General features: G+C 69.4%; 20 protein-coding genes. 13 read left to right on the forward strand and 7 right to left on the reverse strand.

The genetic code is table 11. The features are described 5' to 3' along the window. Positions 1 to 29: 29 nt before the first annotated feature. From ACWDX9_RS03005 to ACWDX9_RS03025, 5 genes are all read left to right on the forward strand, one after another. On the forward strand, positions 30 to 407 hold the full coding sequence (locus tag ACWDX9_RS03005; protein WP_449948284.1) for a VOC family protein: 378 nt from the start codon (positions 30 to 32) through the stop codon (positions 405 to 407). Between the two features lie 17 nt (positions 408 to 424). After that, positions 425 to 793, forward strand: a complete 369-nt coding sequence (locus tag ACWDX9_RS03010; protein ID WP_449948287.1) for a VOC family protein — start codon at positions 425 to 427, stop codon at positions 791 to 793. Positions 794 to 874: 81 nt separating this feature from the next. Further along, positions 875 to 1,561, forward strand: coding sequence for a DUF998 domain-containing protein (locus tag ACWDX9_RS03015; RefSeq protein WP_397368992.1), 687 nt, complete (start codon positions 875 to 877; stop codon positions 1,559 to 1,561). 56 nt (positions 1,562 to 1,617) lie between these two features. Then, on the forward strand, positions 1,618 to 3,996 hold the full coding sequence (locus ACWDX9_RS03020; protein WP_449948290.1) for a sensor histidine kinase: 2,379 nt from the start codon (positions 1,618 to 1,620) through the stop codon (positions 3,994 to 3,996). Next, entirely contained in the window at positions 3,993 to 4,370 is a 378-nt protein-coding gene (locus tag ACWDX9_RS03025) for a DUF742 domain-containing protein (RefSeq protein ID WP_363977211.1), read from the forward strand. The genes ACWDX9_RS03020 and ACWDX9_RS03025 overlap by 4 nt, the downstream gene beginning before the upstream one ends. Here the strand turns inward: ACWDX9_RS03025 and ACWDX9_RS03030 are convergent. The 5 genes from ACWDX9_RS03030 to ACWDX9_RS03050 form a co-directional block, all read right to left on the reverse strand. Then, positions 4,367 to 4,939, reverse strand: a complete 573-nt coding sequence (locus tag ACWDX9_RS03030; RefSeq protein WP_350732556.1) for a GTP-binding protein — start codon at positions 4,937 to 4,939, stop codon at positions 4,367 to 4,369. The two genes, ACWDX9_RS03025 and ACWDX9_RS03030, sit on opposite strands and share 4 nt — an antisense overlap. Continuing rightward, on the reverse strand, positions 4,920 to 5,282 hold the full coding sequence (locus ACWDX9_RS03035; protein ID WP_449948293.1) for a DUF742 domain-containing protein: 363 nt from the start codon (positions 5,280 to 5,282) through the stop codon (positions 4,920 to 4,922). Before ACWDX9_RS03035 ends, ACWDX9_RS03030 begins: the two co-directional genes overlap by 20 nt. After that, positions 5,279 to 5,686 (reverse strand): roadblock/LC7 domain-containing protein, encoded by a 408-nt coding sequence (locus ACWDX9_RS03040; protein ID WP_192789287.1) that lies wholly within the window; start codon positions 5,684 to 5,686, stop codon positions 5,279 to 5,281. Before ACWDX9_RS03040 ends, ACWDX9_RS03035 begins: the two co-directional genes overlap by 4 nt. Continuing rightward, positions 5,683 to 7,827 (reverse strand): sensor histidine kinase, encoded by a 2,145-nt coding sequence (locus ACWDX9_RS03045; protein WP_449948297.1) that lies wholly within the window; start codon positions 7,825 to 7,827, stop codon positions 5,683 to 5,685. The genes ACWDX9_RS03040 and ACWDX9_RS03045 overlap by 4 nt, the downstream gene beginning before the upstream one ends. Before the next feature lie 167 nt (positions 7,828 to 7,994). Further along, positions 7,995 to 8,852, reverse strand: coding sequence for a PrsW family intramembrane metalloprotease (locus tag ACWDX9_RS03050; protein WP_449948301.1), 858 nt, complete (start codon positions 8,850 to 8,852; stop codon positions 7,995 to 7,997). A 226-nt stretch (positions 8,853 to 9,078) separates the two neighbouring features. Between ACWDX9_RS03050 and ACWDX9_RS03055 the strand changes: the two genes are divergently transcribed. From ACWDX9_RS03055 to ACWDX9_RS03070, 4 genes are all read left to right on the forward strand, one after another. Then, entirely contained in the window at positions 9,079 to 9,279 is a 201-nt protein-coding gene (locus ACWDX9_RS03055; protein WP_350732563.1) for a hypothetical protein, read from the forward strand. A gap of 14 nt (positions 9,280 to 9,293) precedes the next feature. Continuing rightward, positions 9,294 to 10,778 (forward strand): SPFH domain-containing protein, encoded by a 1,485-nt coding sequence (locus ACWDX9_RS03060; RefSeq protein ID WP_449948304.1) that lies wholly within the window; start codon positions 9,294 to 9,296, stop codon positions 10,776 to 10,778. Between the two features lie 79 nt (positions 10,779 to 10,857). After that, on the forward strand, positions 10,858 to 12,189 hold the full coding sequence (locus ACWDX9_RS03065) for a flotillin family protein (RefSeq protein ID WP_449948307.1): 1,332 nt from the start codon (positions 10,858 to 10,860) through the stop codon (positions 12,187 to 12,189). Between the two features lie 107 nt (positions 12,190 to 12,296). After that, a complete protein-coding gene (locus ACWDX9_RS03070; RefSeq protein WP_449948310.1) occupies positions 12,297 to 12,944 on the forward strand; it encodes a hypothetical protein in 648 nt (215 codons plus the stop codon). An 80-nt stretch (positions 12,945 to 13,024) separates the two neighbouring features. Here the strand turns inward: ACWDX9_RS03070 and ACWDX9_RS03075 are convergent, their stop codons facing one another. Both ACWDX9_RS03075 and wecB read right to left on the reverse strand, forming a co-directional pair. After that, positions 13,025 to 15,061, reverse strand: a complete 2,037-nt coding sequence (locus ACWDX9_RS03075; protein WP_449948313.1) for a glycosyltransferase family protein — start codon at positions 15,059 to 15,061, stop codon at positions 13,025 to 13,027. A gap of 54 nt (positions 15,062 to 15,115) precedes the next feature. Continuing rightward, on the reverse strand, positions 15,116 to 16,246 hold the full coding sequence (wecB, locus tag ACWDX9_RS03080; protein WP_449948316.1) for a non-hydrolyzing UDP-N-acetylglucosamine 2-epimerase: 1,131 nt from the start codon (positions 16,244 to 16,246) through the stop codon (positions 15,116 to 15,118). 176 nt (positions 16,247 to 16,422) lie between these two features. Here wecB and ACWDX9_RS03085 point away from each other — a divergent pair, with 176 nt between their 5' ends. The 4 genes from ACWDX9_RS03085 to ACWDX9_RS03100 all read left to right on the forward strand — a co-directional run bounded on the left by ACWDX9_RS03085 (position 16,423) and on the right by ACWDX9_RS03100 (position 22,263). After that, entirely contained in the window at positions 16,423 to 17,970 is a 1,548-nt protein-coding gene (locus tag ACWDX9_RS03085; protein WP_364254024.1) for a glycosyltransferase family 4 protein, read from the forward strand. 121 nt (positions 17,971 to 18,091) lie between these two features. After that, positions 18,092 to 19,354, forward strand: coding sequence for a nucleotide sugar dehydrogenase (locus ACWDX9_RS03090; RefSeq protein WP_449948319.1), 1,263 nt, complete (start codon positions 18,092 to 18,094; stop codon positions 19,352 to 19,354). Between the two features lie 19 nt (positions 19,355 to 19,373). Further along, a complete protein-coding gene (locus ACWDX9_RS03095; RefSeq protein WP_350732575.1) occupies positions 19,374 to 20,465 on the forward strand; it encodes a glycosyltransferase in 1,092 nt (363 codons plus the stop codon). Between the two features lie 10 nt (positions 20,466 to 20,475). Continuing rightward, complete coding sequence (locus ACWDX9_RS03100; RefSeq protein WP_449948321.1) at positions 20,476 to 22,263, forward strand: DUF4434 domain-containing protein; 1,788 nt, start codon at positions 20,476 to 20,478, stop codon at positions 22,261 to 22,263. Positions 22,264 to 22,296: the final 33 nt, after the last annotated feature.

Below are 22,296 nucleotides of genomic sequence, written 5' to 3' on the forward strand. Positions count from 1 at the left end.
GCACGTCAACACCATCGGAGGAACTCGCGATGAGGCGACCCGTTCTCGGCAGTCTGCTGCTCGCCAGCACGAACCCCGAGCGTCTGCGCACCTGGTACGTCAACGCCCTCGACCCGGAGGACAACTCCGACGTCGGCGGGTACGGGGTGCTCAAGTTCGGCGAGTTCTACCTGTTCATCGACACGCGGACGGATGTGTCGGACAAGAACCCCGAGCCCGGCAGGGTGATCCTGAACTTCGACGTGGCCGACGCCCGCGCGGTCGCCGCGCGCATGGACAGCGCGGGCGTGACGTGGCTGGCGGAGGTCGAGGACCGCGACGGCAGCCTGTTCGCCACCGCGATCGACCCGGACGGCAACTACGTCCAGATCATCCAGCTCAGCGAGGCCCATCGGGCAGGCATGTGAAGTAGGGGGAGGCGATCATGTTCGGGACCACGAAGGCGTTCAGCGGTTTCTCGGTGAACGACACAGCGGCGGCCAGGCGGTTCTACGGGGAGACCCTGGGGCTGCGCGTGTCGGAGGAGCACGGGCTGCTGACGCTCCACATCGCCGGGGGCGCCGACATCCTGATCTACCCGAAGGAGAACCACACCCCGGCCACGTTCACGATCCTCAACTTCCCGGTCGAGGACATCGACAAGGCGGTGGACGAGCTGGCGGGGCGGGGGGTGCGCTTCGAGCGCTACGAGGGCTTCCCGCAGGACGCGAAGGGCGTTATGCGCGGTGAGGGCGGTCCCATCGCCTGGTTCACGGACCCGGCGGGGAACGTGCTGTCGGTCATACAGCCGTAACCAGCCCTCAGGGTCGGGTCAGGGTCGGCTCGGGGGCGGAGCCCGATGTGAGAGGGCCGCCCCCGGCGGGAGAGTTGCTCCATGACCGCAGTGAAGAGGCTCTCCCCCCTGATCGCCTGTGCCGCGATCCTGTTCTCGGTGGTCGCCGTGCTGGTCGGGCAGTTCGGGCCCGATCCCCAGCTCGACCCCATGAACGTGACCGTCAGCGAATACGCCGTGTCCGACCGCGGGGGCGTCACGGAGGTCGCCATGGCGGTGCTCGGGTTGGGGTCCCTGGCGCTGCTCGTGGGGTTGCGGGCGGCCGGTGCGCCGGTGCGGGGGATGCCTCAGTGGTTGCTGGGGGTGTGGTCAGGGGCTCTGGTCGTTGCGGCCCTGGTCCCGACCACACCCCTCGGGGCGGATCTCGACCTCGCGGCCCAGATCCACCGGTACGTGTCCGTCGCGGCGTTCGTGAGCCTGCCCGCCGCCGGTTTGTTGATGGTGCCCAGACTGGGCTCAGACGCCCGCTGGAAGCCTGTGGCGCGGGTGGTGGAGTGGGTGACCCTGGCCGGGGGGTTCGGGCTGCTGGCGATCACGTACGTGGCCCTGCCCGGCGAGCGGGTGATGATCGGCCTCGTCGAGCGGTTGCTGCTGGGCGCCGAGGTGACGTTGCTGGGTGTGCTGGCCGCGTGGCTGGCGTGGCTGACCTGGCGTCCGGTCAGTCGGCGGGCTGCTGCGCAACATGCAGATTTCCTGACATATCACAGATTTATCGCAAGTCGATCTTAAAACCACCTGTTTCGATGCTATTCTCTCCCGCGATCTTCTATCCGGGAGCGGGTGTCATGGCATCGGGCAGATCCATCAGATTCAAGATCTCGACGCTGCTCGTCATCCCCTTGGTCTCCCTGGTCGCACTCTGGGGCTTCGCCGCGAGCACCACGTCGGGGGACGCGCTCAACCTGCTCAAGGTCGAGACGATCTGGACGGGCGTCATCAACAACGCCGACGGCCTGATCTCCAACCTCCAGACCGAGCGCCTGGCCTCCGCCGAGCGGATCGCGGGCACGGTCACGGACCCCGACGCGCTGAACAAGGCGCGCGCCAAGGTCGACAACAACCGCAAGACGCTGCGCGAGCGCGCCACGTCCGAGGACGTGCAGTCGGCACTCACGCAGGACATGAAGACCCAGCTCCAGAACGTCTTCGAGGCGATCAACCGGATCCCGGACATCCGCCGCAAGGTGGACGACCGCAAGCTCACCCCCGGCACCCTCGTCACCGAGTACGCGAAGGTCTCCGACGAGATCCACCTGCTGTACTCCAGGATGATGGTCAGCACCGACCTCCAGATGGCGCTCCAGGCGCAGGGCCTGATCGCCGCCGACGAGGTACGCGAGCTGCTGAGCCGGGAGCACGCGCTGATCGTCGCCAGTAACGGCCGGATGACCATGCACGCCGACCTCCACCTGCTGGCCGGCCTGGACAACACCCGGACGTACCTGTTCCCCAAGGCCCTGGCCAACCTCGACACCGAGCTGCGGGCCCCGTTCGAGAAGCTGTACTACTCCCCGCGCTACGGCACCATGGAGAACCTGCTGGAGAGCTACATCTCCGGCCAGCCGGTGGACGTCGAGCTGTGGCGGGGCGTGTCCGAGCAGGTCCAGAAGGAATACCGCGAGGCCGTCTGGCGCACCGGCGACAAGCTGCTGGCCAGGATGGAGCCCGCGGGCATCGGCATCGTGGTGCGGGCCGCCATCGCGGGCGCGCTCGGCCTTATCGCCGTCATCTTCTCCATCGTCATCTCGATCAAGGTCGGCCGCAGGCTCACCCGCGAGATGAGGACGCTGCGCCGTACCGCGCTGGACCTGGCCGAGATCCGGCTGCCGGACGTCGTGACGAAGCTGCGCAAGGGCGAGAGCGTGGACATCGCCACCGAGGCGCCGCCCATCACGGTGGGCCGAGGGTCGACCAGCGAGGTCACCGACCTGGCCGCGGCGTTCGACAGCGTGCAGAGCACGGCCGTGGACGCGGCCGTCGAGCAGGCCAGGCTGCGCGAGGGCGTGTCGCAGGCGCTGCGCAACCTCGCCAGGCGCAGCCAGTCGCTGCTGCAGCGCCAGCTCAAGATGCTCGACGAGATGCAGCGCCAGACGGAGGAGCCGGAGGCGCTGGAGCGCCTGTTCAGGCTCGACCACCTGACCACCCGCATGCGCCGCCACGCCGAGGGCCTGGTGCTGCTCTCGGGCGGCGCGGCGGGCCGCAGGTGGCGCGGCGTCATCCCGATCGAGGACGTGCTGAGCGGCGCGGCGGCCCAGGTCGAGGAGTACACCCGGGTCCGCGTCTACCCGATGAACGAGTGCGGCGTCTCGGGCGCGGCGGTGGCCGACCTCATGCACCTGTTCGCCGAGCTGATCGAGAACGCCGCCTCCTTCTCCTCGCCCAGCAACGAGGTCTCCGTACGCGGCGAGATGGTCGGCCGGGGCTTCGCCGTCGAGATCGAGGACCGCGGCCTGGGCATGGACGATGCCGTCCGCAGGGGCATCAACGCGCGCCTGGCCAGCCCGCAGGAGTTCGACCCCTCCCAGACCGAACGGCTGGGCTTCGCGGTGGTCGGCATGCTCGCGGCCAGGCACGGCGTCAAGGTGACGCTCAAGCCCTCGCCGTACGGCGGCACCACCGCCATCGTGCTCGTGCCCGGCTCCCTGGTGGAGCCCATGGCGACCCCGGTGCAGCCGCTGGAGTTCGAGTCCGTCTCGGTCTCGGTGCTCGGCCGCGGTGAGGTCCGGCAGGAGCCCACAGGGCCCGGTGAGCTGCCGCGCCGGGTCCGTACCAGCAAGCGGGGCCAGCAGGCGGGCGGGACCGGCCCCGTGGCCGTGCCCCAGCAGGCGTCACAGCAGCAGACAGGCAGCGGCCCGGTGGCCCTGCCGCAGCAGCAGGAGCCCGACCTGCCGCGCCGCCAGCGGCAGCGGGAGACCGGGTTGCCACAGCGTGACCGCCAGAGGGAGACGGGGCTCCCGCAGCGCGAGCGGCAGAGGGAGACCGGCTTGCCGCAGCCCGAGCGGCAGGCGGGCCTGCCGCAGCGGCTCAAGCAGACACCGCCACCGGCGCCGCCGGCCGAGGAGCGCTCACCAGAGGAGACCAGGGCGCTGCTCTCCTCGCTCCAGTCGGGCTGGCAACGCGGGCGGCAGGACGCCAGTGACCAGGATGGGGGATCTCAATCGTGAGCGGCGAGCACGAGTGGGTCGATGAGGAGGCGGGGCCCGTCGTGCGGCCGTACGCGGTCGCGCGTGGGCGCACCAGGCCCACTTCCTCCAACGCGCTCGACCTGCTGGCGACCGTCGCCGGGACGGGGCTGCCCGTCCCGGCCAAGGCGGAGCTCAGCGCTCAGCACCGGCGGTTGCTGGGCGTCGTGGCAGGCCAGACCAGGCCCGTCGCCGAGGTCGCCTCGGATCTGGGCCTGCCCGTCGGCGTCGTGAGAGTCCTGCTGGGCGACCTGCTCGACCACGGACTGGTCACGGTCCGCCCGCCGCGCGACAAGGCCGCGACGCCCACGGAGAGCCTGCTCCGAGAGGTGATCAACGGCCTCAGGGCGCTCTAGTTCGCCGAGGTCAGCGTCCGCAGGGAGTGCTCCACGAGGGCGATCATGACTTCCTTGGCGGAGGTGCGCCGCCGCACGTCGCACAGCATGACCGGCACGTCGTCGTCCAGGTCGAGCGCGATGCGCACGTCCTCGACGCTGTGCCGCGCCGCCCCCTCGAAGCAGTTGACGGCCACCACGAACGGCGTGCCGCGCTGCTCGAAGTAGTCGACGGACGGGAAGCAGTCGGTCAGCCGGCGCGTGTCCGCGATGACGACGGCCCCCAGCGCGCCGTAGGACAGCTCGTCCCACATGAACCAGAACCGCTCCTGCCCGGGCGTCCCGAACAGGTACACGACCAGCCCGTCGCGGATCGTGATGCGGCCGAAGTCCATCGCCACGGTCGTGGTGTTCTTGGCCTCCACGCCGTCGAGGTCGTCGATCCCGATCCCACGGTCGGAGAGCACCTCTTCCGTGCGCAGCGGCTTGATCTCGCTGACCGCCCCGACCAGTGTGGTCTTGCCGACGCCGAACCCCCCTGCGATGAGAATCTTCAGCGCGACGGGGTCCTCAGAGAGCACGGAGTCCATTGATCACTTCCTTGAGAATGCGCTCATTCGACCGCGACCCTCCGGATGAGGGCGACGACACCGAGATGAGCCCGTGGTCACGCATGTCGCCCAGCAGGACCCGGACGACGCCGACGGGCAGGTCGAGCTCGACGGCCAGGTCGGCCACCGAGATCGGATTACGTGCTGCCCGCAGGATGAGCTGCTGTTCGGGACCGAGCTCGCCAGACGGGTCGCCGACGGCGCGCACGGTTGCCACGAGGTCGAACATGTCCCCTGAGGAACGCGTACGGCCGCGGATGAGAGCATAGGGCCGAACGACGGGCCCCGCGTCCTCATCGAACCACTGCGGGCTATCGCTCATGACGCTCCAGCGCGCGGATTGGTGGTGATGTGCTGGCCAACCCGCTTGACCAGCATCGCCATCTCGTAGGCGATGTGGCCGACGTCCACGTTCGCATCGGCGATCACGGCCAGGCAGGTGCCCTGTCCCGCCGCTGTCACGAACAGGAAGGCCGACTCCATCTCCACAATGGTCTGACGCACGTCGCCGCCGCCGAAATGGCGTCCGGTGCCACGGGCCAGGCTCTGGAACCCGGCCGCAACCGCCGACAGATGCTCGGCGTCCTCCCGGACCAAGCCCTTCGAGTACCCAATCGCGAGGCCGTCGGTCGACAAGATGACGGCCTGGCGCACCGCGGCGACCCTGGTGGCAAGATCGTCCAGCAGCCAGTTGAGCTCACCGGTGTTGGTGGTCGGCAAAGTCATGCATCCCCCTTACTCATGGGCCCCTCCTCAGAGGCTTCTTCTCGGGCGCGTTGGGTCCCCCGCTGGAACGCGGAGAACAAGTCCCTTACCTCGTCAGGAGAGCGTTCGGGCGGCGGCTCCTGGCCACGCGGCTCCTGCTCGGGAGCCCGCTCCTGCCCGAGCGGCGGGCTCTCCTTGAGCTGCTGCGCCAGGTTGGTCTGGCGCACCCGTCTGGGCAGTCCCGCGTGCGTGCCGGAGGTCACCACGGCGAGCGCCTTCTTCCGCGTACGGCTCGGCAGATCGGCCTTGCCGTCGATGTCGCCCGCCTCCAGCGCCGCCTGCTCGGTCACCATCGAACGCGGCACGAGCACGATGGCCGTCGTCCCGCCGAAGGGCGACCGCCGCAGCAGCACCTTGATCCCGTACTGTTGCGCCAGCTTGGCCACCACGAACAGGCCCAGCCTGTCGCTGTCGGCCAGGTCGAACTCCGGAGGCGCGGCCATCCGCGTGTTGAACGCCGAGTACTCGGCGACCGACAGCCCGAGCCCGCGGTCCTCCACCTCGATGACGTATCCGTTGCTCACCAGGTCGCCGCGCACCTGGACCGTGGTGTCCGGCGGCGAGTAGATGGTGGCGTTCTCGACCAGCTCGGCCACCAGGTGGGTGAGGTCGGCGGCAGCGGTGCCGTCGACCGCGGCGACCGGCATGCCCTCGACGGTGACCCTGGTGTAGTCCTCGATCTCGGCGATGGCCGCGCGGACGATGTCGATCACGGGCACCGGCTTGCGCCAGGCCCGTCCCGGCGCCGACCCGGAGAGGATCATCAGGCTCTCCGCGTGCCGGCGCATGCGGGTGGTCAGGTGGTCGAGGCGGAAGAGCTCCTCGAGCCGGTCGGGGTCGTGCGTACGGCGCTGCATGGCGTCCAGCAGCGACAGCTGCCGGTGCAGCAGGCCCTGCTTGCGCCGGGCGAGGTTGAGGAAGACCTGGCCGACCCCGCGCCGCATCGCGGCCTGGCCGACCGCCGCCGTCACGGCGGTGCGCTGCACGGAGCCGAAGGCCCTGGCGACGTCGCTGATCTCGGCGGAACCGTGCACCTTGATCGCCTTGGCCTCCTTCCGCACGTCGACGTCCTCGCCCCTGCGCAGCCGCTCGACGATGTCGGGCAGCCGGCTCTGCGACAGCTCGATCGCGGCGGTGCGCAGCCCGGCCAGCTCGCCGGCCAGGCGGCGACCGAAGCGTACAGAGATGATGATCGACGCGAGCACGGCGATCAAGCCCACGCCGCCGGCGACGGAGATCTTGACGATGGTGGAGGTCGCGGCCTCGGACGTGCGCGTGGCCAGCACGCCGGCGGAGGAGGAGCCGAGCTGGTCGAGCCGCGAGGTGAGCTGGTCGACGGCCTCGGTCCACGCCTCGGCGGTGGGGGGCGGGCTGCCCGTCTTGATGATCCGCGCCTCCGTGGTGGCGAAGGTCTGGAACGTCTCGGTGGCGAAGACCTGCTCGTACGGCCGGCGCAGCGCCACGTCGAGCCCGGCCAGGCCGCGCGCGTGCAGGAACTTCCTGGAGGCCGCGTACTCGGTGAAGGCGGAGACCTCGGGCGCGGTGAGCCGGCGGTCGGCCAGCGCCCCGATGATGAGCGCGTGCTCCCTGGCGATGTACTCCCTGGCCATGCCCATGGCCTGCAGCGAGGACGCCTGCTGGAAGATCGTCAGGTCGGAGACGGAGACCAGGTGGTCGTAGAGGGTGAAGATCCCGTCAAGGATGCGGTTGTACTCGTTCAGCCCGGCCAGCCGGGAGCCGAGGCCGCCGTCGATGTCGGCCCTGATCGCCGCGAGGCGGCCGAGGGCGGATTCGAGGGTGTCGAGCGGCAGTCGCAGGTCGTCGCCGACCGAGTCGCCGGCCTCCATGACGGCCAGCTTGAAGTTGGTGACCGACCGGTCGGTGCGGGCGCGCTGGGCGCTGAGCACCGAGGTGAGCTTACGCGTAGTGAGCGTCTCGGCAGAGCGCACCCGCTCGGCCTGCAGCTGTAGTCCCAGGTCCGTGGAGGTGACGCCGATAGTCCGATAGAGCGTGTTCGCGCGGAGCAGTGACTGGGCGTCGCCCATGGTGAGGTTGAGGACGAAACCCCAGAGCGCGCTCAGAGACAGAAGGGGTAGCAGCAACAATAAGAAGATCTTGAACCGAATTGACCGGTTTCGCGAGCCCATGTCCCAACCTCGAGTCGGGGGCATTTCCACACCTTGTGTAAATACACCTCCGGAAGATCGCATAGGAGACTAGCACCGTTTATGGTTCCGGCGCAGTGGGAGGAACACGTTCATTACCGTGATTATTGGGACAAGATCTCGCGATCGCGACGCGCCCTGGCGGCGATCGTCCGCAGCCACAGCAGCGCTACCAGGGAGATCGCGATGAGCCCGGCCCAGTTGAGCACGGTGTACACGTGCACCTGCCACGCGGTCACGTTCGGGACCCGACCGATGCGTAGGAGCTCCCACTGCCACGGCTGGCCGGTCAGCACGAGCATGATCGCGATCGCGATGGCGGTCATGGAGTCCCAGAGGGCGTGCAGCAGCGAGACACCGAGGTAGGCCAGGACGACGGAGCCGGTGATCCGGCCGCGCGCCGCGAACAGCACGCCGCCCGCGATGGCCGTCCACAGGCCGTGCCCGACGGGCGACAGGATGCCGCGCAGCACCTCGGTCTCGACGAGCTGGGACAGCGACAGGCCGTCGGCGGTGAAGAGGGCGTTGAAGGCGTACCCGGCGCTCTCGAACGCGGCGAAGCCGAAGCCGACGGTGGCGCCGAGCACGATGCCGTCCCGGGCGGAACGCCGGGCCATCCTCCTGGTGACGAACATCAGCGCGCCGAGCTTCGCGCCCTCCTCGATGAGGCCGACGAGGACGTACATGACGATCGACGGGCGGATCAGCAGGCTCTCGAGGAGGGAGGCGCCGAGCACGCCCAGCACGCCGCCCACCACGAACGCCACGAACAGCAGCTCGACCGTCACCTGCGGCGAGCGGTCGCGCCCGTACGCCCACACCACGAACGTCACGGGCACCAGGAAGCTGCCGAACAGCACCACGGTCGGCACGAGGTTGGAGTTGGCCGTCCAGGCGGTGACCCCGACGCTGGCCAGCCACAAGACGAACCCGATCAGGAAGACCCGCAGCCACAGTTTCACAGCGCCTTCACCTCCACAGGGCGGAGGGCTCCCGTGACGGCGCCGCCAGGCCGAGCCCAAACCGTCGAACCGCGAATACCCCGTTCCTCAGACGTCAATCGTCGTCTCAAGGGCCGATCGTCCCGAATGTCCGAGTAGCCGGGCCCGCCGGAATCTTTCATGCGGCCTATTACCGCGAATGCTCGTTTGGAGTAGCGTCCGGAATATCGCGAGCGGGGGGAGTCAGGTGGTCGGCAAGCAGGGCAGGGTCACGGGAAAGATCGGCCCAGGGCTCGTCGGCGAGGTCATGATCCCGGTCAGGGGCGGCGTGGAGGCGTTCTACGCACATCCCAGCGTGCCCGACGAGGAGTTCCTGACCGGATCCATCGTGGTCGTGGTCGAGTACTTCCCCCCGCGGACCGTCTACGTGGTCAGGGCGCTCGTCTAAGGGAGGCCGCTCCGATGTCCCCCGAGTTCTACATCGCCGCCGGCGGCATCGTCGCCGCCGCAGTCATCATCATCCTGCTGTTCAAGGCCGTGTGGCGGGTCGCGGAACCCAACGAGGCCCTGATCATCTCCGGGCTGGGCGCCCGCCGTCGCGGCGAGGGCGTCGACAGCCTGGGCTTCAAGATCATCACAGGCAAGGGCGCGGCGGTGCTGCCCGGGTTCCAGGCGGCCAGGCGGCTGCGGCTGGACACCAGGGCCGCCAACCTCCAGGTCTCCTGCGTCACCCAGCAGGGCATCCCCGTGCACATCCGCGGCGTGGTCATCTACAAGGTCGGCGACGACCTGTCCTCCATCGCCAACGCCGCCCGCCGCTTCCTCGACCAGCAGGACTTCATGACGAGCGCCATCCACGAGCTGTTCACCGGCCACCTGCGCTCGATCATCGGCAACCTCACCATCGAGGACCTCATACTCAACCGCGAGCGCCTGACCAGCGAGACCAGGGCCTCGGCCGCCGACGAGATGAGCAAGCTGGGCCTGATCGTCGACTCCCTGCAGATCCAGGAGATCGACGACGAGACCGGCTACATCGTCAACCTCGGCAAGCCGCACGCCGCCAAGGTCGCCTCCACCGCCCGCATCGCCCAGGCCCAGCGCGACCAGGAGGCCACCGAGGCCGAGCAGATCGCCGCCGCCAACATGGCCGCGGCCCGCCGCGACTCCCGCATCAAGGAGGCCTCCTACCAGGCCGAGATCGACCAGGCCCAGGCCACGGCCCGCCAGGCGGGCCCGCTGTCGGAGGCGACCGCCCGCCAGGAGGTGGTGGTCCAGGAGACGAGGGCCGCCGAGCTGGAGGCCAAGCTCGCCGAGCAGCGGCTGCAGTCGCAGGTGCGCAAGCCCGCCGACGCCAAGGCGTACGAGACCGTCACGCTCTCCCAGGCCGAGCGCGACGCCCGCATCGCGCAGGCGGAGGCGGAGGCCAGGGAGACCGAGCTGCGCGCCGCCGCGCAGGCCTCCCAGGTCAAGCTGGCGGCCGCGGCGGACGCCGAGTCCGTACGGCTGCGCGGCGAGGCCTCCGGCGCCGCCACGAAGATCGCCGGTGAGGCCGAGGCCCAGGCCGCCCGGGCCCGCGGTCTGGCCCAGGCCGAGGCCGCCAAGGCGCTGGGCCTGGCCGAGGCCGAGGCGTCGGAGGCCAAGGGCCTGGCGGAGGCGCAGGCGATCAGGGCCCGTGCCGAGGCGCTGAAGGAGAACCAGGAGGCGGTCATCGCCCAGCAGCTCGCCGAGCGCTGGCCGGAGGTCGTGGAGGCGGGCGCGAAGGCGTTCGGGAACGTGGACCACATGGTGGTGCTGAACGGCGCCCAGGGTGTCGAGGAACTGCTGGCCAAGGCCCTCACGCTCGGCGGCGCCGGGATCGGCCTGGCCAGGGCCCTGCTCAACGGCGCCACTCCCAGTGGGACCCCCAATGGGACGGAGCCGGAGATATCTAGTAAAGCGCCTTGAGCGGGCGTACCTTCTAATTGGGGCGAGCCGGGAAGTCTGGTCGGCAACTTATACGACGACGTCCTCCCGGGAGCAGGTCATGGACTTAATGCTCGCAGGCATCATCGCCCTCATCGCGTTCATCTGCGTCGTGGCCTTCAAGCTGGTCTGGCGGGTCGCGGAGCCGAACGAGGCGATCCTCATCTCGGGCCTGGGCGCCCGCGGCCGGGAGACGCTCGGCTTCAAGATCGTCACGGGCAAGGGCGCGCTGGTCGTCCCGGGGTTCCAGACCGCACGCCGCATGTCGCTCGACAGCCGCGTCTCCCAGCTCGAGGTCAAGTGCGTCACCAAGCAGGGCATCCCGGTGCACGTGCGCGGCGTGGTGATCTACAAGGTGGGCGACGACTTCGTCTCCATCGCCAACGCCGCCCGCCGCTTCCTCGACCAGCAGAAGACCGTGGACGAGAAGACGCACCAGCTCTTCTCGGGCCACCTGCGCTCGATCATCGGCAACCTCACGGTCGAGGACCTGATCGTCAACCGGGACGCGCTCACCAACGAGATCCGCACGTCGTCGGCCGACGAGATGAGCAAGCTCGGCCTGAACGTGGACTCCCTGCAGATCCAGGAGATCGACGACGCCACCGGCTACATCTCCAACCTCGGCCGCCCGCACGCGGCCGCCGTGGCCTCGCTGGCCAGGATCGCCGAGGCCCACCGCGACCAGGAGGCCAACGCCGCCGAGCAGGAGGCCGCCATCAAGAAGGCCGCCGCGGTCCGCGAGGCCCGCATCCAGCAGGCCGGGTACCAGGCCGAGATCGACCGGGCGTCGGCCGCGGCCAAGCAGGCGGGCCCGCTGGCCGAGGCCACCGCCCGCCAGGAGGTCGTGGTCCAGCAGACGACCGCCGCCGAACGCGAGGCCCTGCTCGCCGAGAAGCGGCTGGAGGGCGACGTGCGCAGGCCCGCGGACGCCAGGGCGTACGAGCAGGTCACGCTCGCGGAGGCGGCGCGGCGCGCGGCGGTCGCCGAGGCGCAGGCCGAGGCCGAGGGCATCAGGCTGCGCGGCGAGGCGGAGTCGGAGGCGACCAGGCTGCGCGGCATCGCGGAGGCCGAGGCCGCGCGGGCCAAGGGCCTGGCGCAGGCGGAGGCCATCAAGGCCCGCGCGGAGGCGCTGGCGAGCAACCAGGAGGCGGTCGTCGCGCAGCAACTCGCCGAACGCTGGCCGGAAATCGTCGAGGCCGGTTCGAAGGCGTTCGGAAACGTCGAACACATGGTGGTCCTGAACGGCGCGCAGGGCGTCGAGGAAATGCTCGCCAAGGCGCTCACGCTCGGGGGTGCCGGATTGGGCCTGGCCAGAGCCCTGCTGAACGGCGGATCGCCAAACGGCAACGAACCGGAAATCGTTCGTAAAACCACTGAATCCCGCGAATAGCGACGTTACTCGGCTGTCCGGTCGTCCATTCCTCTAGCGTTTTGACAATGCCGCTGGAGCGAATTGGAGGACGAATGCTGAAGCCCATTTCCGGTATATTCCTGAGTTTGCTGGCTATTGCCGGATGTTCCGCCGACAAGGCCCCGTCGGCGGCGCCGGCGTCCGCCGCCTCGTCCGGGCCGCAGGCCTCCGCCGAGACGGCCCGGCTGCGCGCCGCCCTGCTGCCGGTGCCCAAGGGCATGCACGTCGCGTACGGGCCCGAGCTGGGCGCGTTCGGCTCGCTCAAATCCACCCAGCAGGGCCTCGCGGCCGTCCGCGCGGCCAAGCTGCAGCGGCCGGAGTGCGCGGGCGCGGCCCAGCTCGACGCCGACAGTCCCGACGTCGCCAAGGCGCCGGCGGCGGTGATCGCCTTCGCCGCCGACCGCGGCTCGATCACGCAGGCCGTGGTGGCGCTGCCCGGGAAGGCCTTCCCGGCACCGCTGCCCAAGGAGTGCAACTCCTACACCGCGGACGTGAGCGGTACGCAGGTGACCTACAAGACGCGCATGCTCGCGATGCCGGCCAAGGGCGACGAGTCGCGGGCCTACCTCACGACGGCGGCGGGGGGCCAGAAGAACGCGCAGATCGGGTCGGTCATGATCCGGCGGGGGACGCTGATCATGAGCATGCTGGTGGTGGGGCAGCGGGTGAAGCCGCAGGGGCTCTACGAGCTCGCCCGCCTCGCCGACCAGAACCTGGCCCAGATCACCCACTGACCCGCCGCACTTCGGCCGGGGTCCTTCCGGGGACGGAGGGCGGCGCCGCCCCCCGCTGCTCTCCTCAAAGGGACGCCGGCCTAGATGAGGACGTGGTCGTCCGGGCGGCCGACGAAGGAGAACTGGGCGTTGCGGGTCAGCTTGATGTGGTCCGCCTGCCAGGTGTGCATCGACGCGTCCGCGCTGCGCCAGTAGACGAAGTTGAAGCGGTCCGCCGAGTAGATCTTGACGGAGTCCTCCTTCAGCCGCCGCACCAGGTGGGTGTCCTCACCACGGGTGATGTCCGCGAAGCCGTACGAGCGGAACATGTCCGCCTTGCCGAGGAACGTACCGCCCTGGACCAGGAAGGAGTAGCGGTGCTCCAGCCCCGGCAGGCGGAGCATGGTCGTGTTGCTGCCCTCGAAGTACGCGTAGTGCGCTCCCTTGCCGACCAGCTCGGCGTCGGAGTAGTCGAACGCGCGCACCAGGTCCGACAGGTAGTGCTCCCCGTACAGGTTGTCGTCGTCCATCTTGGCGATCAGGTCACCCTCGGCGGCCGAGATGCCCAGGTTCATGCAGGCGCCGAGCGACAGGGACGCGTCGGCGGGCAGGACGACGACGTCCGTGATGCCCGCCATGCGGGCCTTGTCGGCGACCACGACCGGGTCGATGTCCAGCCCGTGCAGCACCATGACGAGCTGGAGCGGCCGGTGGATCTGGCGGGCCACGGAGGAGATGGCGTGTTCGATCTGGGAGGCGCGGTTGGTGGGCAGCACGACCGAGATCGAGCGCGACCTGGGCTGCACCTGGTGCCCGAGGTCCTGGAGGATCTGGTCCACGCGGTGCGAGAACAGGTGCTTGTCGAAGACCTCGCGCATCGCCAGGTGCCCCATCCTGGCCCGCAGCTCGGGGCTGTTGATCAGGTGCAGGACCTGGTTGTACGACTCGACCGGCTCGCGCGCGATGGGGACGAGGTCGCCGAAGGTCTCCTCGACGGCCCGTGACCACCCCGACACGACAGGCGTGGCGCAGGCGGACAGCTCGAAGACCCGGCGGGCGCACATGGTCGGCGAGTCCAGCACCGAGTTGACGTTGAGGAAGACCTTGTACATCCGGTACGCGGCCAGCATCTGGTCGTAGGGGAGCTCGCCCACGATGTGCGGCCGGTACTTCTCCGGCCAGGCGTACTTCTCGTCCACCTCGCCGTTGCGCGCGAAGATGTGCAGACCCAGCTCCCTGACCGGGTCGATGACGGTCTCCATCTGCTCGCGGCGCTCGGGGTGCTTGTCGCGGAAGTACATCCCGGCGAAGACCACGTCGTGCAGGCGTCCCTGCCGCTGCTGGATCGGGTTGTGCACGCGGGGCTGGGCCGCGAACTGCAGCACATCAACCCGATCGTGTCCCAAAATTTCCCGATATTTCGGCACCATGTCACCGTCGCAGGTGAACACGTAGTCGAACAGCTTGGCGGTGTCGATGAAGAAGTCGAAGTTCGGCGGGTCCTCCTTGTTCCAGAAGACCGTCGGGATGCCCTCCCGCCTGCACCAGGCCACCAGCTCGCGCAGCGGCTCCTTGGGCGCGTTGGTGCCGGTCATCTGGTAGCGCCAGCGACCCTGGTTCCCGTGCCAGGCCGACTCGCAGAACAGCAGGTCGGGCCGCTTCTCGGCGAAGATCTCCGGCCAGTCCTTGAGCCCGAACTCGATCTGGTCCCACTCGTACTTGAAGGCCATCCGGGAGAAGTCGTCCAGGATCACCGCGACCTTCAGGTCCGGCCGGTTGACCGGCCCCTTCGGCCACTTCACCGCCGGCACCTCGACGAGCGGCGGCCGGTGGTTGGCGAGCTCGGTCGCCTCGGAGACCGGTACGGGCGGCTTCGGCGCCTTGTCCTTCGACCGGACCGCCTCGACGATCTTCCCCGGGCTCTTCGAGCCCAGGGCCTCACCCAGCTTGTACGTCCGCTTCGCCTGCGTGGCCTCCAGCTTCCAGCTCGCGTACGCGGCCTTGGCCTCGGCGATCTCCAGCCGCCGCCGCAGCTCCCTGACCTCGGCCTCGAATCGCTCGACGAGCTTGCGCTCCTCGGGCAGCCAGTTGACGGGCCCGAGCCGCTGGTACGTGGGCTCTTCAGGGGTTTCGGCCATGGTGATACGCCTATCGCTTAGCGGAGGTATGTCATGTTACGGCGGACAAGGCCACTATTCGGGGCGTTTGGCCTGAGAGGCGGGGGCGAGGTTGTCGCCCTTCAGCCAGGCGGAGATCACCCGTGCGATCCGCATCCCGGCCTGGCCGTCCCAGAGCACCGGCAGCTCGCCGGCCGGCGTGGCGGCGCCGTCGGCCAGCGCCTTCTCCGCGGCGGCCGGCAGGAGGGTCGGCGTGACCAGGCGGTTCGTGCCGTGCGTGATCGTGATCGGCCGCTCGGTGTTGGGCCGCACGGTCAGGCAGGGGACGCCCAGCACGGTCGTCTCCTCCTGGACGCCGCCGGAGTCCGTGACCACCAGCGCGGCGCCGCGTACGAGTGAGAGAAAGTCCACATAGCCGAGCGGGTCGACGACCTTGACCGACTCCCCGTCCACCAGGCCCGCCTCGGCCAGCCGCGCCTTGCCGCGCGGGTGGATCGGCACCACGATCGGGATCTGCCGCGAGACCTGCAGCACCGCGTCCACGAGCTCCTTGGCGGCCTCGGGGGTGTCCACGTTCGCGGGCCGGTGCAGGGTCGCCACGGCATAACGAGCCGGTATGGCCAGCCGCTCCACGACGGGCGCCGGGTCCAGCGACGGCAGCGCCGAGTACAGGCTGTCGATCATGGGGTTGCCCACCAGGTGCACCTTGGACGCGGGCACGCCCTCGTTCGCCAGGTAGGCCAGGGCCTCGGGGGAGGTGGCGAAGAGCAGGTCGGCCAGCGCGTCGGTGACGACCCGGTTGACCTCCTCCGGCATGCCCCGGTCGAACGAGCGCAGCCCCGCCTCCACGTGCGCGGTCCTGACGCCGAGCTTGGAGCAGACGAGGATCGCGGCCAGCGTCGAGTTCACGTCGCCGTAGACGACGACCAGGTCGGGGTCGTGCTCCTGGACGACCTCCTCCAGGCCGACGAGGAGCGCCGCGGTCTGCTTGGCGTGGCTGCCCGAGCCGACCCCCAGGTTCGCGACGGGCTCGGGGAGGCCGAGGTCGGCGAAGAAGACGTCCGACATCAGCGCGTCATAGTGCTGACCAGTGTGGATGATGCCCTGCCGCACGCCGAGTTCACCGAGTGCCCGCACCACCGGGGCCGCTTTCACGAAATTGGGACGGGCGCCCAATACGTGCAGGACCAGGGGGTTCTCCCTCATTGACCTCGCCTTTCATAGCGGAAGGGGAAAAACGTTGCCTATGGTACGGTCACCGCGTGGCATCCGACGCCAGTCGTCAAGACTCCTCCAAGGTTTCCGCGAAGTCCGCCCGAGCCGGCGTCGGTGGACTTCTCAAAGGTTTCGTTCAGCACCCGATCATCGTTTCCCGCGTCGTCGTGACGAAGGTCAAATCCGACCCCGTCCGGGTGGCCCAGGCCGCCGCCGACGCGCTCCCGCCCCGGCTGCGTCCCGTCGTGGGCAGCGTCGCCTGGCCCGTCGCCCGGCGCGCCCGGCGCATCGTGCGCAAGTTCGGCATGCGCGTGGTCAAGGGGCCGTGGAACGAGGCCAAAGAGCTGTGGGACGCCGGCAGGGTGACCGAGGCCGCCGAGGCACTCGAAGCCCACACCAAGTACCCGTTCGTCAAGCGCAGGGCCGCCTACTACCGGGGCGAGCTGGCCGCGATCAGCCCTGACCCGATCCCGCCCGGGCCGAAGGTGGCCATCACCGACCGCGTCGCGGGCCGGGTGCTGCACATGGTCACGAACGCGCTGCCGTACACGCAGGCCGGGTACACGGTGCGCACGCACCGTATTGTCACCTCGCAGAAAGCCGCCGGGCTCGACCCGCACGTGGTCACCAGCTGGGGCTGGCCGATGCTGCAGGGGCACGCGGACGCGGCGCCGTTCGAGGAGATCGACGGCATCCCCTACTACCGGCTGCTGCCCGACGGCCACGGCGAGATGCCGTTCGAGACGCGCGGGCGCATCATCAGGGGCGCCGACGCGGTCACCAAGCTCGTCACCGAGCTCAAGCCGCAGGTCCTGCACGCCGCCACCGACCACCGCAACGGCTCCATGGCCCACGCGGTGCGCGACAGGACGGGCACGCCGTTCGTCTACGAGGTACGCGGCTTCCTGGAGGAGACCTGGGCCTCGCGCGACCCGATCCGGGTGGGCAGCGAGCGGCAGGTGCTCCAGCGCGAGCGCGAGGCGTTCCTCATGCGTGAGGCCGACGCCGTGGTCACGCTGGCCGAGACCATGGCCACGGAGATCGTCGAGCGTGGCGTGCCGCGGGAGAAGATCCACCTGGCGCCCAACGCCGTGGACGACTCGCTGCTGACCGCCCACTACGACGGCGCCTCGTTCAGGAACGCGTACGGCATCGCCCCCGGCGAGATCGTCGTCGGCTCGGTGTCCAGCATCGTGGCCTACGAGGGCTTCGCCACCCTGCTGCGGGCCGCCGCGCTGCTGCGTGACGACGGCACCCCCGTGAAGGTCCTCATCGTGGGCGACGGCACCGAGCGCGAGAACCTTCTGGCGCTGGTCGACGAGCTGGGCCTCGGCGACGCCATCCTGCCGGGCCGGGTCGGCCCCGACGAGGCGTTGCAGGCGCAGGACGCCATCGACATCTTCGCCTGCCCGCGAGAGGACCTGCGGGTATGCCGACTTGTTACGCCATTGAAACCCGTCGAGGCGATGGCGCTCGGAAAGCCCGTCGTACTCAGCGATCTGCCCGCTCTGTCCGAGCTCGTGGGCTCGGACGGCGCCGGGATGCTCGTCCCTCCGGGCGACCCGGCCGCGCTCGCCAAGGCCATCGCGGGGCTCCGGGAGGACCCGGCCCGGCGCGCTGAGATGGGTGAGGCGGGACGGGCGGAAGTGGCGGCGAAGCGGACTTGGAGCCGCGTTGCCGAGACTTATCAAGCCCTATACCGGTCGCTTGCCTAATGTTGACCTTCGTGTTGGCTGTCACTTCTGACGTGTTCGGTCGCATTAGGCGTGAGCTAGGTGGACTTGAGATAACCTTTGCGACCATGAAGTGTTGTTTCCGGCTCTCTAAGGCGCTGCTGTGACAGAAATCGACTTGGCTGTCATCGGCCTGGGCTATGTCGGCATGCCGCTGGCCAAGGAGGCGGTCGCCGCCGGCCTGCGGGTCGTCGGCCTCGACGTCGACCGCGCCAAGGTCGACGCGCTCAACGCCGGGCAGTCGTACATCGATGACCTGGCCGACGCCGATCTCGAGCACATGCTGGCCAACGGGTTCAGCGCCACGCTCGACGAGACCGTGCTGGCCAGAAGCAACACGATCGTGATCTGCGTGCCCACCCCGCTGGACGAGGACCACCGACCGGACCTGTCCGCCGTGGAGGGCGCCACCAAGGCCGTCGGCCGCAACCTGAGCAAGGGCACGCTCGTCGTGCTCGAGTCCACCACCTGGCCGGGCACCACCGATGAGGTGGCCAGGCCGCTGCTGGAGAGCTCGGGGCTCGTCGCGGGCAAGGATTTCCACCTCGCCTTCTCGCCCGAGCGCATCGACCCCGGCAACCCCAAGTTCGGCCTGCGGAACACCCCCAAGGTCGTGGGCGGCTACACGCCGACCTGCCGCGACCGCGCCACGGCGTTCTACGGGCAGTTCATCGAGCAGGTGGTGCCGGTCAGCGGCACCCGCGAGGCCGAGATGGCCAAGCTGCTGGAGAACACCTACCGGCACGTCAACATCGCCCTCGTCAACGAGATGGCGATCTTCTGCGACGAGCTCGGCATAAACCTGTGGGAGTCGATCGAGGCCGCGGCGACCAAGCCGTTCGGGTTCCAGAAGTTCCTGCCCGGTCCGGGCGTCGGTGGGCACTGCATCCCCGTCGATCCGTCGTACCTGTCGTACACCGTGCGCAAGCTCGGCTACCCGTTCAGGTTCGTGGAGCTGGCGCAGGAGATCAACGAGCGGATGCCGTCGTACGTGGTGGCCCGCGTCCAGCGACTGCTGAACCGGCATAAGAAGGCCGTGAACGGCGCCCGGGTGGTTATGCTCGGCGTCACCTACAAACCGGACATCGCCGACGAACGCGAAACTCCGGCCCTCCCGGTGGCGCGTGCGCTGCTGGAGCTGGGCGCCGAGCTCTCGTTCGCGGACCCCTATGTCAAGGAGTGGGCGGTTGACGGCACCCCGGTGCCGCGTGAGGAGGATCTGGCCAAGGCCGTGATCGACGCGGACGTGACGCTGCTGCTGCAGCAGCACGCCGCTTTCGACCTCGACATGGTCGAGGAGAACGCCCGGCTCGTGCTCGACACCCGCGGTGTGCTCACCGAGGGTGAACGCGTCGAGCGGCTGTAGCGACGGAGGGCTGCGCGCAGTGCACGTGCTCGTCATGACGGTGGTGCATAACCCCGAGGATGCTCGAATTCTGCACAGGCAGATTCGTGCCCTTGTGGATGCCGGTCATGAGGTCACGTACGCCGCCTCGTTCACCGCCCACGGGGTCGTCCCGCGACCCTGGGTGACCGGCGTCGACCTCCCCCGTGCCGCCCAACGCAAGCGGATGTCGGCCGTCTGGGCCGCCCGGCGGCTGTTCAAACGCATGCGCGACAAGGTCGATCTCGTCCTCATCCACGACCCCGAGCTGCTGTTCGCCATCTGGGGTGTGCGCAACCGGCCGCCCGTGGTGTGGGACGTGCACGAGGACACCCCCGCCACGCTCTCGCTCAAGCCGTGGCTGCCGGCGCCGCTGCGGCCTCCCGTGCGGTTCTTCGCCCGCATGCTGGAAGGCACCGCGGAGCGCCACATGCACCTGCTGCTGGCCGAGACGGCGTACGCGGGCAGGTTCAAGCACGCCCACCTGATCGTCCCGAACGAGACCTGGGTGCCCGACTCCGTGACGCCTCCCGGCGACGACCGGGTGGTCTACCTCGGCTGGCTGTCCAGGGCCAGGGGCGTGTTCGAGGCCGTCGAGGTGGCGAAGCTGCTGCAGCCGTACCGGGTGGCCGTGGAGCTGATCGGGTACGCCGACCCGCAGAGCCGTCCGATGCTCAACCAGGCCGTCACCGAGGGACTGCTGGAGTGGCGCGACTTCATGCCCAACGACGAGGCGCTCAAGCGGCTCGACGGGGCGCTGGCCGGGCTGTCGCTGCTGCACGACGAGCCGAACTACCGCCACTCGATGCCCACGAAGATCGTGGAGTACATGGCGCACGGCATCCCCGTCATCACGACCCCGTCGCCGCGCGCCGTCGAGCTGGTGGAGCGCTATGACAGCGGCGTCGTGGTGCCCTGGGAGGACCCCAAGGCCGTGGCGCAGGCCGTCCTGACGCTGCGGGACGACGTACGGGAGCGGCGGGCGCAGGGTGCGCGCGGCTACGCGGCGGCCCGGGCCAACCACCACTGGCCCAACTCGGCCAAGCGCTTCGTGACCCAGCTTGAGTCCTGGGCCGGGGTCAAGCGGGGGTAGGTTCCTGACCGTGCGCTGGCTCTTACTCGTCGTGGGCGCAGCGATCCTGGCAGTGATCGCCGCCGTGGTCATCGTCATGCCCCCGTCCGACGAGCCGGCGCCCACGGCCTCGTCCTCGACGCCCAAGCCGTCGCCGTCGGACCCCACGCCGAAGGTGCCCGAGTTCACCGACAACTGTGGAACGTTCGAGACCAGAGAGCGGGCCCCGTACGCCGTCACCGGCTACTGGATCACCCCCAGGTCGAACCCCTGCACCTGGCGCAGCCAGCTGGAGGAGATCCACAGCGTGGGCGGCGACACGATCATCCGGATCGGGTACGGCCTGCAGTTCCGCACCGTCTCCGACTCGGGCGAGATCCTGACGAGGGACGGGGAGCTCGACCCGCTCTACAAGGCGTGTGAGGAGGACGGGCTCACCTGTCACGACGCGGCCGAGCGGGATCTGCGCGAGGCCAACCCCGGCAACCGGATCGGCCGCACGTACGTCTACCGCACGGACGAGTCGTTCGGCACCAACCTGTTCCGCTGCCCGCAGATGGAGCACCCCGTCAAGGCGGGCAAGCGGATCTACTACCGGCTCCTCACCCAGCCGGACGGCTCCGACGACGCCACGTGCGACTTCTCCGGCAAGGCCACCTCGTACGACATGATCCTGGTGGCCGGGTCGGAGGAGGACAGCCTGGCCAAGCTCCTCGACCTGGGCGACCAGTTCGGCATGCGGATCTTCCCGGCGCTGCCGCTGGCGCCGCGCGACCCCAAGACGCCCACCAGGGCGTACAAGAAGCATCTCGGCACGCTGACCACGCTGACGCGGCGCATCCTGCAGGACTACGGCGTGCGGTTCGCCAACCGCGACTCGCTCGGTGGCGTCTACCAGCCGTTCGAGGTCCAGATGGCGGACACCCTGGCCACGAACCCGACGCTGGAGGTCTACGCCGACCAGCACACGATCGTGGAGCAGGAGCTCGGCAAGCCCATCCTGATCAGCCCCTACATGGACGCGCGCAGGAGGGTGCCCTTCGGGCAGTCGCCGAAGCAGGTGGCCGAGGCGTTCAAGGCGCTGGCGAAGACCGGGGTCGGCATCATCGCGCCGCAGGACAGCCGGGGGACCGGCAAGGTGGGGCTGTTCTGGCCGGACCAGCGCGACGACGAGGTGGACGAGCGGCTGCGCCCGGTGGTGGGGGAGTCGACGTACGGGACGGCCTACTACGGCTCCACGCGGGACTACTACCGGGAGATGGCGGCGGCCCGCGCGGAGATGGTCGCGGCCGGCTTCCAGGTGGACCTGTGGGCGAACGTCGAGGCGTTCGAGCCCTCCGGCAAGGAGCCGTGCGCCCCGCAGGGCACTCGCGGCAAGACGGACAAGAAGCGCCTGGACCAGGCCGTGACCATGGCCGGGCGTTACGTACAGAAGGTCGTCTCCTACATGTGGAGCGACTTCATGACGTGCGGCACGCCGTCGCTCGAGAAGGAGATCACCACCGACTGGCGGCGGCCGATCGCGGTGGACGCGATCAGGAAGGCCCGCGACGTCCAGGACGGGGTGGAGGTACGCGGCTACAACTTCAAGGACAGCACCGTCACGATCACGTGGTCCGGCGGGACGAAGGACCTGTCCGTGCCGGCCGTCGGCTGGCTGGACGAGACCAGGCAGGAAGGGCTGGCCGAGGGCATGGTCACGGCGTGGGTGCCGTTCGACTGGACCCAGGTGCCGGCCGGCGACTGGGTGCAGGTCACCGTCAAGGGTCCGTCGGGCCAGGCCACCACGGAGCCCTTGCACGTTCGGATTGTCACGTAGGCACGGTTACCTGCCGACTACTGACAACGTGTA

Source organism: Nonomuraea sp. NPDC003201, from assembly GCF_053590415.1.

What these genes read in the sequence shown, in the direction of transcription:
- ACWDX9_RS03060 (WP_449948304.1), top strand. Translation starts at nt 9,294, where the DNA reads ATGTCCCCCGAGTTCTACATCGCCGCCGGCGGCATCGTCGCCGCCGCA.
- ACWDX9_RS03040 (WP_192789287.1), bottom strand. Translation starts at nt 5,686, where the DNA reads ATGACTTTGCCGACCACCAACACCGGTGAGCTCAACTGGCTGCTGGAC.
- ACWDX9_RS03005 (WP_449948284.1), top strand. Translation starts at nt 30, where the DNA reads ATGAGGCGACCCGTTCTCGGCAGTCTGCTGCTCGCCAGCACGAACCCC.
- ACWDX9_RS03035 (WP_449948293.1), bottom strand. Translation starts at nt 5,282, where the DNA reads ATGAGCGATAGCCCGCAGTGGTTCGATGAGGACGCGGGGCCCGTCGTT.
- ACWDX9_RS03030 (WP_350732556.1), bottom strand. Translation starts at nt 4,939, where the DNA reads ATGGACTCCGTGCTCTCTGAGGACCCCGTCGCGCTGAAGATTCTCATC.
- ACWDX9_RS03020 (WP_449948290.1), top strand. Translation starts at nt 1,618, where the DNA reads ATGGCATCGGGCAGATCCATCAGATTCAAGATCTCGACGCTGCTCGTC.
- ACWDX9_RS03015 (WP_397368992.1), top strand. Translation starts at nt 875, where the DNA reads ATGACCGCAGTGAAGAGGCTCTCCCCCCTGATCGCCTGTGCCGCGATC.
- wecB (WP_449948316.1), bottom strand. Translation starts at nt 16,246, where the DNA reads ATGAGGGAGAACCCCCTGGTCCTGCACGTATTGGGCGCCCGTCCCAAT.
- ACWDX9_RS03010 (WP_449948287.1), top strand. Translation starts at nt 425, where the DNA reads ATGTTCGGGACCACGAAGGCGTTCAGCGGTTTCTCGGTGAACGACACA.
- ACWDX9_RS03075 (WP_449948313.1), bottom strand. Translation starts at nt 15,061, where the DNA reads ATGGCCGAAACCCCTGAAGAGCCCACGTACCAGCGGCTCGGGCCCGTC.
- ACWDX9_RS03065 (WP_449948307.1), top strand. Translation starts at nt 10,858, where the DNA reads ATGGACTTAATGCTCGCAGGCATCATCGCCCTCATCGCGTTCATCTGC.